This window comes from Croceitalea sp. W27 (assembly GCF_055693185.1).
Genome location: NZ_CM146327.1, coordinates 3550153 through 3561384 on the forward strand (window position 1 = coordinate 3550153; position 11232 = coordinate 3561384).

An 11232-nucleotide genomic window follows, 5' to 3' on the forward strand; every position below is an offset into this window, starting at 1 on the left:
TTTAAATATGCGCATAGTTGAAAGTATTTAAAATAAAAAGCTTTTCCACTTATCCAAAGATTGACTGTACCTCTCGATGTATCCTTTCAAAATTCGCTTTTAATTCTTCAGCGTCAATAACCATAGGCTGTGGTAAGTCCCTTTCAATTTGTGGCAATCTAAAACGCACTTTTTTATCCTTCCCATCAAAGAACACCACAAATTCCCCTTGTCGTAAGCCATAAAAGGCATCGGCACGTCGTTTGGCAACTTCCTTTTCCCCTTGGGTCACCCTAGTATCAAAATTGAGCGAATACCCTTTGCTAACGCTACGTGTTTCTTTTTTTACGATTTCAAAAAACCGTTCGTAATATTTGGCGGTATCGGGGTCATTGGCTTTCCCAAAAAACTGATAGGATAGGTTGCTGAGAATAGCCTTGCTTGCCTTATCCCCATACATCATATCATTCTGGACCTTGTCCTGTAGGACGTAAATAGTTGCAATATCGTAACTCCTTAGAGTGGCTGGAATACGGTGCATGTTCAATAATCGTAGGGTTGCAGCCTCTTCCATTAAGAGAAAAGAAGACAATCTATTCCGTTCGCTCATTTGTTTGGTAATGGAATGGATAATAGTGGCAATAACAGGGGAGAGGGAGGTTTCCTTTTTAGGGTTATTGACAACTGAAATAATGGAAGGATTTTCTGGGTCGTTGGCATTCAAGGGCACTTCATCTGCAGATAGAACCATAAAGATTTTCTGCGTACTTATCTTTTTAAAGGCATTAGCCAAGGTGCTTTTGACCCCAGCTGTTTGCCTATCGGAATCCACACCACTGACAAAGGCATCCGCCATTGCCTTTGAGGTCACATTTGCGGATAGAAATTCCACCAATTCGGACGTGTCCAGATGTTGGTACAGGGCTATTAGATGCGGTATGGTACAATAGTCGGGATAGTCCACTTTTAATCGCCAGATCAACCCCCCTATCAAACCTTCCACGGCATCATTAAAGAATTTTGAGGTTCCCGTACTGCCACTTTCCTTGAGTTCCAACAGGTTTTCCAAAAGGACGCGTGAGATTTCATGCACGCTTTCCTCATCGGGAATATACTTTGGTGCAATGGGGTTCACCCGATTGTAGATGGGATCAAAAGAGATGATATAAAAGTCCTTATCGGTCTGTTTGAAAATGGGATACGCCATTTCGGTAATCTCAAAATTCTTGTAGTCGTGCATCACCCCACAGAAATCATTTTTTCCTAGATGTTGGTACAGATTGTACACCACGCTTTCAGTTTTTCCGCTCCCCGCCGATCCTATTATGGAGATGCCCCTGCGGATATTATCGAGTTTCAGGCGATAGCCTTTAGTATCGAGAACGACCCTGTATTTTTCATTGACCGTTGACTTTAGTTCTTCTTTGGCAACAAATACGAATAGGAGCAAAGCGACAAACATTAGGGGTAGGATAGCATATAAAACCAGTTTCAAAAAAACCGTGGTTGTCAAGAAATAATAGCCCGTTGTGGTAAGCATAGATAGGAGCACTAGTACGATATAAAAACCCATTCTCAGAAAACGGATGAGTATATATTCAAGGGCAATCCCAACAAGAAGTAATGGTATCAATAGCAAATAATTTTCCATAGTATCCAATTTTTAAATGCCAATAGAACCCGCTTCCATAGCTTTTTTCATTCCTTTTTTCAGTTTGTTAAATGCCTTTATGGCGAGTTGTACTTTGTTGGTTGGAATGCTCGGAAGGTTGATACCCGCCTTTTGAAAAAGTTTCAGCGTCATACCTTTTGGATTGGTAGGAACATTCAATTTATGTAAGGATTTTAGCGCCAGTTCCCGTTCATTAGTAGGTAATCCTGCGACCAGTGCAAAGAACTTTTTTGGATCTTTACGGTATACTTTCTTTGTGCCGTACTTTTCCATAAAGCGACGTTCATACCCAAAGAGTTTGTCAAACCGCTGTTCGGACGCATCAAAAAATTTATTGCGATCAAAGCCTTGTTTTTGTGCTTTTCCATTGAGTATTGTCGTGTTCTGTCTGTGTTGGGAATTGGGGGAAAGGCTATAGGTATTGGTCACGTCCTTTCGGCTAACGATGATATGAATGTGGGTCTGCAGCCCTTCTTTTTTCATACCTTCCGAGACCAATTCCCCGTCGATTTTATGGGGAGCTTCAGCCATCAGTTTATCAATTTCGCGTTGTAATTCTTTTGGATTTCTCTCCAGTTCCCCACGCTCAACTTTGGCGATATCATTTCGGAGTTTTGCGATTTGTTTTCGATAGGGAGCGTTCTCCTGTACTTTTTTTTCAAAGCCCCGATAGCTACGTTCTTGTTCAACTTTCGCATAGTATTTTAGGTCGTTGACGGTTACGGTTCTATCACGAAAAAAGGAAGCGGCGTAATCCTTCATAAGTTCCCGGGTATACTGTCGGAGTAGGGCAGGGTCGTTATTGATATGTTTGAGCTCTTTGGTGCTTGGACTCACCACGATGGAATAAAATTTCGGGTCTCTTTTTTTTAGTTTTTTGGTGTTCCCATCGATTTCAGAAATAACGGTTTCTGGACTAACCCTATCATTGTTTTGATCAAAGAAATGTGCTTGAAACTCGGGTTCTTTTCCTTCGTTTTCCTTCTCCAAATAGTTGACATAATCAGTCACGCTACTGTTATAAGTCTCATGGTGTTTACCAATTTTTTGTGCTGTGATATTGATATGCATTGCTTTAGTTTTTTAAGGTTCTTTTGAATTTTTCCAATTCGGATATGGATATGTTCAGCTTTAGGTATTCCTTGCCAAAATTCCCTTTTATCAGTTCCACTTTATCCAAAATATAACCATGGTTCTTTCTTAAGTTTTTCATTTTTTCGGCTAGTCTTTCGTAGCGTATTTTGGGCACAGTGATTTCAATGTCTTTAGGTTTTCCGTCCGTATGTTCTATGTTTTTTCGCTCTTTGCGTTTGGGTTTTTCGTCTGTGGCATTCGCTCCAAAGAGCGATAAAAGCATGGCATTATTGGGTTTGGTCTGGTTGATTTCAATGTCCCTAATAATGGCAATGGTCGCTTCATTTCTTTTGATGGACGTGTTGGTCCGCTCTCTATTTTTTAGAATTTCTTGGATGATACTTTTGGTGAATTTCTGTGATGGGTCAATCCCATGCCATTCAAAAAAATCCAACATTACATCCAGGGCTTCAGATTGTGGTTTAGCCACTTTTTTGGAGAAGGCTCGAAACCGTTTGACCACGGAAGCTTTGAGGTTCAATGCCAGATATTTATAGCTATACTTCTTTTTACTGCTCATTTTCAACAAATTTTTTCTGTCTTTTCGAGGGTTTCCATCCATTTTTCAACAAACTTTAAGATGTTCCTCAAATCATAAATACCCCCTGAGCCCTTTTATTTTAGACCTTTGCGGAGCAAATTAAACCCGTAGCGTCGCTTTAGCGCGCTACCCTCTTGCTATTCCTTTTCGCCCGCAAGCGTTCAAAAATGAATACCAATACAAGGTATTGGCAAAAGCAATGTTTTATAGAAAAGAGTTGGATTTTAAGAAGCCTTAAAAGCTGAATTTGTTGAATGCTCAACAGACAGTTTGTTCTATTAAAAATTCAATAAATAAAAAAGGACAGCACCACGACTGCCCTTTAACTTTCAATGGTGGAAGGAATTAGATGGTAAATAAGTATTTGTAACTATAAAGATTCCGTAGCGCTTCCCTTCGACGGCGCTCAGGACAGGCATCTTCCAAAAGCACTTGGTAGTCCAATTGGTTTTTTAGGGCATAGATTTCCAGTTCAGCACCGAATTTTCGTTCCACATCATTTTTGGATTTGGTCAGCAATTGTTCTTGGGTTTCGGAATCCAAGTTGGTATAATTCAAATAGACCATGATATATATTTTAAAGGTTTCCGTTATCTGCAAAACTGTAGTAATCCCCATTGGGTACTATGATGATATGATCGAGTAATTTCACATCAAAAAGTTCAGCCGCTTTTTGAATTTTGGTGGTGATCTGTCTATCACATTGACTGGCTTGTAATTTTCCACTGGGGTGGTTATGGGTTAAAATGATTCCTACCGATAAGCTTTTTAGAATCACTGCAAAAAGGATTCTAATATCGACCAATGTTCCTGTAATGCCCCCTTTGGAAAGCTCATAAATTCCTTTGACTTTATTGCTATTGTTCAGAAGCATGATCTTAAAGGATTCCTGCAAGGCTATGGTGTCTCTGTTCCAAGTTTCAAAGAGCAGTTCCGCAGCATCTTTTGAGGAGTTGACCTGTTGCCAAGAAGAGGCGGGTATACGTTCCTTGTAACTTATATTTATTTCGTTAACTTGTGTTTTCATTGTAGATTCTGTTTTAGGATTTATAGAGAAAAGAGGGCTCCATGTGGTAGTGTGCGCCCTCTTCATTTTTCATCTCTCAACTATTTTAAACAGTTTTTTCAGCTCTTTTTTTGTTGGTGCCCGTTCTTTTCCGTGGTAGTTTTTCTGGCTCATTGACACCTTCTTTTCTAGTCTTTACAGCCCTAACTTTTGGGGATTCTTTTGCTTTGACTTCTTCCGATTTTACGTCCACTTCCTCAAGGGATGTGTTTTCGTTTTTAGCCCCTAGCAATAGAACCTCATGTGCTACAATCTCGGTTACATAGCATTTTACATCCACTTCATTGGTGTAACTTCTAGTAATCAATTTACCTTCAACGGCTATCTCATTTCCTTTACAGGTGTATTGTTCAATGATGTCCGCTTTTTTGTTCCAAGCGACCACATAGTGCCATTGTGTGGATTGTACCTTTTCACCCTGCGCATTTCTGTAGTACTCATTTGTAGCCATAGAAAAACGGACTACTTTAGCACCACTTTCTAGGATTGTAATTTTTGGCTCGTTGCCAATGTTTCCGATTAATTGAACTTTGTTTCTTAATGTACTCATGACTTAAAATTTAAAATATTACGATTTACATTTTGCCTTTTACGTAAGGCGTTTAAAACTGATTTACTTAGTATATCCAGAGCGTTTTCCTTTTTTTGATTTCTCAATTTTTGTATCGCTTCTGTTTTATTTTTCCTGTATGATTTCATGGTTTTTGCTTTTGATTTACTTCCCATAGTGTATCCTATGGTAAATCCAAGCTTTTCATCATAAACTTTATCTATTGTTCTGATTTTTTCCCCACAAACCCGTTGAATCGATTTACTTATTATATCCAGAGCGTTTTCCTTTTTTTGTTTTTTTTGTGCTGTTCCGTTTTTGAGGGTTCGATTCGCTTTCATGATCTTCGGATTTGATTTACTTCCCATAGCGCCTTCGCCGTTACCTTTTTTGTTGCTTTGTCCAGTTCAATATCCGGGCTTGGTAAGGCGTATAAATAGTGGAGCGCAGCGAGAGCGGTTTATGCCGCCGTCCAAGAACGGATGTTGTTGTTTTGCCGTCAAAAAAGGTAATGGTGTAGGTGGCTATTGTAAACCAAAGCCCTATCGTGCAAGAAACCGGAACCTACCGAACGGCACAAAATGCAACAAGGGGAGCCCTATTGTCCATAGCTTGCTTAATGGGTATTTTTGTAACATCGGACCAAATATGTCATCTATGCAGAAAACGGTATTCGAAATTTCCAAAATGGACTGCCCTTCAGAGGAGAACCTGATACGTATGAAACTGGACGGGATTTCAGGTATAGAACACTTGGATTTCGACATCCCGAAAAGACAATTATCGATCTATCATGATGGCCAGCTCGAACAAATCGAGCAATCGATACTTGAACTAAAATTGGGAGGAGAGAGAATATCGACCGAAGAGACCGAGGTTAAGGAATTCAATGAAGGCAAAGGTCAAAGAAAATTACTTTGGACGGTGCTGGCCATTAACTTTGCATTCTTCCTCATCGAGATGGCAACAGGAGTTTTTTCAAGTTCGATGGGCCTTGTCGCGGATAGCCTTGATATGTTGGCCGATTCCTTTGTCTATGGAATCAGTCTTTTTGCGGCCGGGGGAACATTGACAAAGAAAAAACGGATAGCCAAACTGGCGGGATACTTTCAGATTATCTTGGCTGTTATCGGGTTCGCCGAAGTGCTGAGGCGTTTTTTCGGAGCGGAGAAACTTCCAGACTTTTCGACAATGATAACCGTTTCCATCTTTGCGCTGATCGCAAACGGAATATGCCTCTACCTACTGCAAAAATCCAAGAGCAAGGAAGCCCATATGCAGGCAAGTATGATTTTTACCTCGAACGATGTAATAATCAATCTAGGTGTAATCGCAGCAGGACTGCTTGTAAATTGGTTCAGTTCCAACAAACCGGACCTGATAATAGGAACTATCGTTTTCGCCCTAGTGGTCCAGGGTGCGATACGGATTCTCAAACTTGGAAAATAGTTGTGGTTCGGTCAAGATATGTAACCCATCGTATTCACATAGGGTGTCCCGCGTGCGACTACCGCAAAGGCCCGTGCGACCAGTTTGTTCCTGATAATGTTAAGTGTGCTCATCTTACTCTTCCCGATGTCAAGCCTTCGTTCATAATAGGCTTTCATCTCCGGATTGCATTTTACGGCCGATAGGGAACATTGGTGCAATAAGGCCTTACCTTCCCTATTGGCCAATTGGCTGACCTTGGTCCTCCCCCTGACACTTGTCCCCGAAGTATGGGAAAAGGGTGCTATACCACAGTAGGAGGCAAACTTGCGCCAAGTAGCGAATGAAGTAAACCCTACCGTATATACGATCATAAAGCGGGCGGTCACTTTACCGATTCCTTTGATACCCGTTAATAAAGCAAGCATCCTTTTGAGTTCCACATCACCTTGTATCAATTTGTCCATCTCCCGCTCAAGGTCGTTTATCCTCCAACTTAATAGGTTGATGATATCTTCCTGAACCCAGAAAAGAAGCGAATCCTCTTCAAGCACTCTTTTTTGCTCACGGAGGGTCGCCATATGTCCTGCCCGTTGACCGACCAGTTTCTTGCGCATGGACATCAACCGTTTCAACCTTGTCAGAGTAGAACCGGGAATCCTGCTGGGAAGGGTCTCCTCCCTTGTGCGATAACCGTAAAGTGCGATTCTTTTCGCATCCGCCCTGTCATTCTTGCCCCTGATTATACCTAGGGAACGCTTGATCTCAAGACCGCTAACAATATTCATTAGGCAATCGTCACGGTCCAGCAATCGAACCAGGTAATCCGAATAGAGCCCCGTATGCTCCAATACGAAGAGAAGATTCTCCTTGTCGACCCTGCTTTTCTTTAAAGACCAATTTATCATTTTTGTGATTCCCTTGGAATCGTTCTTGAACGTTTTAAGTTCTTGGCTCTGGTGGATACAACAATCCAATGTCAACTTACTTACATCAATACCGATGACTTCTTTGATTTCCATAATTTTTACTTTAATTAGGTTGTTTAAACTAAGACCTTTAATAGCAAGGGCTAAAATCCTATATGGTTCTGGCAACCTGGTTACAAAGGACGGGGACTGATACACTATAAAGGCCTTGAACCTGGCCGTCGCTGAAGTTCACCCCGTCCTTTTTCAATCTATTTTATATAAATATCCATAATCCCTTCAAAACAAGGGTAGAGCCCATTACTCTATGAAAGCCTTATGCCTAGCCGTCGCTATGGTTCGCCCCACCCTTTTTGACTTGTCAACAAAATTGTAAGTTATGAGTCTCCCCCAGACCCCCTCTTTTCAACACCATCATCACAATAGATTTCATCTATAAAGACAAAACTAAAGGCCGTCACTGTTACCTTTTTTTTATGCAGTTGTGGATTCAATATTTATGTATTGTGGGACGTATAAAAAGTGAAGTGTAACGAAACGGTTTTATGCCGTAATGCAATACAAAAATGTTGTTGTTTTGCTACCGAAAAAAAGTAACAGTGTTGGTCTCCACTTGCGGAAATTTGAAAATGGAAACCTGTGAGATCCAGGATGAATGGAAGCGATATAAAAAGGACTGATTCATTTTTATTGATATGCAGCCCTAGTTATTTCCACCTCAACACAACATTTCTAGTGGTGTTTAATTCTTGCAATCGAACCTCTAATTTTTCGCTTTTGTCAAGATGGAACTTAGGAACCACATAAACCATTTTAGTTTTTGTATTCGGAACTATTTGAATGGGTTTATTATCGACATAGATTGGGTTTAGCTGTACTTCTTGATAGGATGCATTACGTTTTTGATTCCCGTTTATTTTAAAGATTCTTAGGAAACCATAATCAAAACGTATCGGAGACTTGTTTTCTATTTCGAATAACAGAAATACGTTATCACCTTGATACTTCATATTTTTTAGACTCAGTTTTAGGTTTCCTGTTTTTTTCTTAATGTTTAATTCTTCAGGAAGTTTGAGGAATGACTTGCAAGATTTGCGAAGTATATCCTTGTTATCCGTGATGGAAATGGTACTGTTTGAAACCCTTTCCTTTTCTTGAATCTGTTTTATATGTCCTATACTCTCATTACCGGTGATAAAGCGGTTAGGGTCTTCTATATGTTCCGAATATTTTAAAATATAGGAATAGACCTTCCCGTCCGTAGTAATGACCAATAGATTACTATCTATGCCATTAATGGCTTTTAACAGTCCTAAATTCTGTTCTTTCTCTCTATTGTAGGTGAAAATAAAATTGTCCGAACCCGTTATTCCCTGTTTGATTTCTGAAGGGAAAAACAAGGCCGTTGTCATGGTAGAGTTTGCGTATATGGTATCTAACTTTTTTATAGTTCTTGCCTGAGCTGAGAAAACAAATCCCATACTCCATAGTAGAATTAACCTTTTCATATCCTTTGATTTTATTGTTGTGAATCAACTTTTAGCGTGAGTATATAGTTGGAGTTTACCGTTACTTTTACGAGACGGTTGGAACGCTGAAAAATGCTTTTTAGACCTCGAACTTGTGGAATACCCGGTACATTAATGTCATCAACTGCATCGGCAATGACCTGCTTTCGAACTTCTTCCCTAAAACTGTTTACAATGTATATTCCTTCCAATCCGTCCCTAAAATCGTATGCCTTAAATCTCAGTGGCATTTCTGCAATATTTTGGATCTTTAATAAGACCCTGTTCGGTTTAAAGCTTACAATACCGAAAAGGGCAGTGTTTTTGGGAACGGTCATATCGTTGACGGTTATCTCATTCAAGGTTCTCATTTCTAAACGGTCATTTGTCTTTATGACCTGTTTTCTATCGACGATTACCTGCAATTCAGGCAAGTGTTCAGTAGCTATTTCGGCAGAAGGGTTTGAGGCAAAAAATAATTGTTGTTCCAAGCCTATTTCTTTAGTATCGATGGTAGTTTCAGCAGTGATTTCCTTCTTTGTGCCAGTGCCCTTCTTTTGAGCAATTGCATCTACAATGCTATCCCTATTGTTAATATTAGCGGGATTTTTGAACGTTCTGGTACTGTAATCAATTCTACTGTTGGCATAAATGCTGTCCACTTTCCTTATTTTTTCCTTTTCGATAAAATCAGGGTCAAATACGCCCGTGGAATCCAAGTATTTTTCATCATAGATACTTGGGGCGTTTGTCTGTCGAATTTCTTTTAAGTCATCAACGGCATTTAGTCTTGAAGTATAAGCCTCCTGAGTGTTTTCCAAAGTTGGTACCACCGGTTGCGTTAATTTCCCTTCTTTGGAATCATCCCCACCAAAGGTCATCAAGGAATAAGTAATCATAAATAGTACGACCATTCCAATGACTATGACGAAAGTGATTTTTTTCTTATCTGGTTTCATAGTTTACTTTTTTCAATGTTTTTTCAAAATAATCCGTGATCAAAAGCCCATGTGTGTTTTTTGGAAAGTTTCTTTTCTCCAAGCGGATGAGTGCTCCGGTAGTCACTAGCTCATACGTATCGATAACCGATCCCCTATTGATTTGAAATACCGTAACGGTTTTGAAGGGATAGGGTTCTGCACTAAGGTCTACTTCAGAATGTATGCTTATTACCTTTTGTACCAGGGAATATTGCATCAATCGATTGTAAACCCCATCCGCTTTCTTCTGGCGATATACATTATCTACTGTGCTGTTTCCCAGCCATAGGGCTTTTTCGATATTCCCCTCAAAATTGGTGGCATCCAATCCATAGAAATAGGTGTGAAACAAACGTAAATGTTCCAATGCCTCCACCTGTAAATTTTCTTTTTCCGCTACCCATTGCAAGGGGATTACTTCGCCATTTTTTCCGATGGCAAAAGCGCCCTTTAGGGATTTATCATACATTCTATAGGATATGATACTTGAAACCAGGGTAGCTGACATTGCCATGACAATTACGGCCAATACGATGAACCGATTTAATTTCAAAACCTCATATATATTTTTATAGGGTGTTTTCATAACTATTTTTTTATCGTTACGCGAATAATTTAAAGGTGAACGTTGTAGCCCGTTTGTAGAGCTTGAACTTTAGAAAGACAATAAATCCGATGGTTCCCAATTCAATTACCGAAGCAAAGGCTGAGCTTCCAAAATCGAACCCGAACAGGTTTGCCCAAAAATTGGTGGTGAACTCCTGGTAAAGTGCGTTCACAAAAACATTCACCAGAAAAAATGCTGGAACGAGCATATACACCGCAGCGTACAATTTGAAAAAGGTATAGGCCATGGACCTGAATTTTTCAAAAACGGCCAAGCTTATTACCAAAGGAAAAAAAGCTTGCATGATCCCTAAGAGGAAAAACCGTTCTGCAAGAAACAGGGGGTAGATAAAAAGGTCCAACAACCAAAGAAATACGCTTATGATAAAAGCCAATATCTTTAAACCGTACAACGGTGTGCTTAGGGCTTCAAACAATAATGCCAAACCTTTACTTGCTGCGTTTAATCCGCTGACCTCTTCCTCAATGGGAAGGTCTTGCAATTGTAAGGGGAGCAATGCAGGTGCAGTATTTCGATACTGACCTTCAACCGCCACAAGAACAGAATCAAAAACATCCAATACCTCGGTGGAAAAAATAACAAGTATTACAATGACAAAATTTTTGACCAGTTCCGTTGGGGTAAGCCCCCATGTGTATCCATCCCTGTTGGCAACTCCCTCATTATACTTTTTTAGGATATTGATCAAAAAGAATAGGATAGCGAGGGTTTTCATTCCAACAATGGTATACTGTAGAAAATTGCTGTCCTTTATGGTCTGAAAGACAGCATCCACATATTCCAGTCCTCCAATCAATGAAATAACAAGTTGCATAGC

Annotated in this window: 13 protein-coding genes; 1 reads left to right on the forward strand and 12 read right to left on the reverse strand. The window is 39.9% G+C overall.

From position 1 onward, the window contains the following. Positions 1-49: 49 nt before the first annotated feature. The 7 genes from ACZ1GR_RS16115 to ACZ1GR_RS16145 form a co-directional block, all read right to left on the reverse strand. The gene (locus ACZ1GR_RS16115) at positions 50-1630 is read right to left on the reverse strand and encodes a type IV secretory system conjugative DNA transfer family protein (protein ID WP_472609880.1); all 1581 of its coding nucleotides are present in this window, start codon (positions 1628-1630) and stop codon (positions 50-52) included. A 12-nt stretch (positions 1631-1642) separates the two neighbouring features. After that, the gene (gene mobB, locus ACZ1GR_RS16120) at positions 1643-2722 is read right to left on the reverse strand and encodes a MobB family relaxase (protein ID WP_472609881.1); all 1080 of its coding nucleotides are present in this window, start codon (positions 2720-2722) and stop codon (positions 1643-1645) included. Positions 2723-2726: 4 nt separating this feature from the next. Then, positions 2727-3305: a BfmA/BtgA family mobilization protein gene (locus ACZ1GR_RS16125; protein WP_472609882.1), complete on the reverse strand. Its 579-nt coding sequence runs from the start codon at positions 3303-3305 to the stop codon at positions 2727-2729. Between the two features lie 366 nt (positions 3306-3671). Then, a complete protein-coding gene (locus ACZ1GR_RS16130) occupies positions 3672-3893 on the reverse strand; it encodes a hypothetical protein (protein ID WP_472609883.1) in 222 nt (73 codons plus the stop codon). Positions 3894-3903: 10 nt separating this feature from the next. Continuing rightward, positions 3904-4353, reverse strand: a complete 450-nt coding sequence (locus ACZ1GR_RS16135) for a JAB domain-containing protein (RefSeq protein WP_472609884.1) — start codon at positions 4351-4353, stop codon at positions 3904-3906. Positions 4354-4438: 85 nt separating this feature from the next. Continuing rightward, positions 4439-4942, reverse strand: coding sequence for a single-stranded DNA-binding protein (locus tag ACZ1GR_RS16140; protein WP_472609885.1), 504 nt, complete (start codon positions 4940-4942; stop codon positions 4439-4441). Continuing rightward, positions 4939-5283 (reverse strand): hypothetical protein, encoded by a 345-nt coding sequence (locus tag ACZ1GR_RS16145; RefSeq protein WP_472609886.1) that lies wholly within the window; start codon positions 5281-5283, stop codon positions 4939-4941. The genes ACZ1GR_RS16140 and ACZ1GR_RS16145 overlap by 4 nt, the downstream gene beginning before the upstream one ends. A 316-nt stretch (positions 5284-5599) precedes the next feature. On the opposite strand from ACZ1GR_RS16145, the gene ACZ1GR_RS16150 reads away from it, so the two are divergent. Beyond that, positions 5600-6391, forward strand: coding sequence for a cation efflux transmembrane domain-containing protein (locus ACZ1GR_RS16150; protein ID WP_472609248.1), 792 nt, complete (start codon positions 5600-5602; stop codon positions 6389-6391). 11 nt (positions 6392-6402) lie between these two features. Here the strand turns inward: ACZ1GR_RS16150 and ACZ1GR_RS16155 are convergent, their stop codons facing one another. The 5 genes from ACZ1GR_RS16155 to ACZ1GR_RS16175 form a co-directional block, all read right to left on the reverse strand. Beyond that, positions 6403-7392, reverse strand: a complete 990-nt coding sequence (locus ACZ1GR_RS16155) for an IS110 family RNA-guided transposase (protein WP_472609247.1) — start codon at positions 7390-7392, stop codon at positions 6403-6405. 614 nt (positions 7393-8006) lie between these two features. Beyond that, positions 8007-8807: a DUF4138 domain-containing protein gene (locus ACZ1GR_RS16160; RefSeq protein WP_472609887.1), complete on the reverse strand. Its 801-nt coding sequence runs from the start codon at positions 8805-8807 to the stop codon at positions 8007-8009. Positions 8808-8818: 11 nt separating this feature from the next. Beyond that, positions 8819-9766 (reverse strand): conjugative transposon protein TraM, encoded by a 948-nt coding sequence (traM, locus tag ACZ1GR_RS16165; RefSeq protein WP_472609888.1) that lies wholly within the window; start codon positions 9764-9766, stop codon positions 8819-8821. Continuing rightward, complete coding sequence (locus tag ACZ1GR_RS16170; protein ID WP_472609889.1) at positions 9753-10373, reverse strand: conjugal transfer protein TraK; 621 nt, start codon at positions 10371-10373, stop codon at positions 9753-9755. Before ACZ1GR_RS16170 ends, traM begins: the two co-directional genes overlap by 14 nt. A gap of 16 nt (positions 10374-10389) precedes the next feature. Beyond that, positions 10390-11229, reverse strand: coding sequence for a hypothetical protein (locus tag ACZ1GR_RS16175; protein ID WP_472609890.1), 840 nt, complete (start codon positions 11227-11229; stop codon positions 10390-10392). Positions 11230-11232: the final 3 nt, after the last annotated feature.

What these genes read in the sequence shown, in the direction of transcription:
- ACZ1GR_RS16140 (WP_472609885.1), bottom strand. Translation starts at nt 4,942, where the DNA reads ATGAGTACATTAAGAAACAAAGTTCAATTAATCGGAAACATTGGCAAC.
- ACZ1GR_RS16175 (WP_472609890.1), bottom strand. Translation starts at nt 11,229, where the DNA reads ATGCAACTTGTTATTTCATTGATTGGAGGACTGGAATATGTGGATGCT.
- ACZ1GR_RS16170 (WP_472609889.1), bottom strand. Translation starts at nt 10,373, where the DNA reads ATGAAAACACCCTATAAAAATATATATGAGGTTTTGAAATTAAATCGG.
- ACZ1GR_RS16130 (WP_472609883.1), bottom strand. Translation starts at nt 3,893, where the DNA reads ATGGTCTATTTGAATTATACCAACTTGGATTCCGAAACCCAAGAACAA.
- ACZ1GR_RS16145 (WP_472609886.1), bottom strand. Translation starts at nt 5,283, where the DNA reads ATGAAAGCGAATCGAACCCTCAAAAACGGAACAGCACAAAAAAAACAA.
- mobB (WP_472609881.1), bottom strand. Translation starts at nt 2,722, where the DNA reads ATGCATATCAATATCACAGCACAAAAAATTGGTAAACACCATGAGACT.
- ACZ1GR_RS16150 (WP_472609248.1), top strand. Translation starts at nt 5,600, where the DNA reads ATGCAGAAAACGGTATTCGAAATTTCCAAAATGGACTGCCCTTCAGAG.
- ACZ1GR_RS16125 (WP_472609882.1), bottom strand. Translation starts at nt 3,305, where the DNA reads ATGAGCAGTAAAAAGAAGTATAGCTATAAATATCTGGCATTGAACCTC.
- ACZ1GR_RS16135 (WP_472609884.1), bottom strand. Translation starts at nt 4,353, where the DNA reads ATGAAAACACAAGTTAACGAAATAAATATAAGTTACAAGGAACGTATA.
- ACZ1GR_RS16155 (WP_472609247.1), bottom strand. Translation starts at nt 7,392, where the DNA reads ATGGAAATCAAAGAAGTCATCGGTATTGATGTAAGTAAGTTGACATTG.
- ACZ1GR_RS16160 (WP_472609887.1), bottom strand. Translation starts at nt 8,807, where the DNA reads ATGAAAAGGTTAATTCTACTATGGAGTATGGGATTTGTTTTCTCAGCT.
- ACZ1GR_RS16115 (WP_472609880.1), bottom strand. Translation starts at nt 1,630, where the DNA reads ATGGAAAATTATTTGCTATTGATACCATTACTTCTTGTTGGGATTGCC.
- traM (WP_472609888.1), bottom strand. Translation starts at nt 9,766, where the DNA reads ATGAAACCAGATAAGAAAAAAATCACTTTCGTCATAGTCATTGGAATG.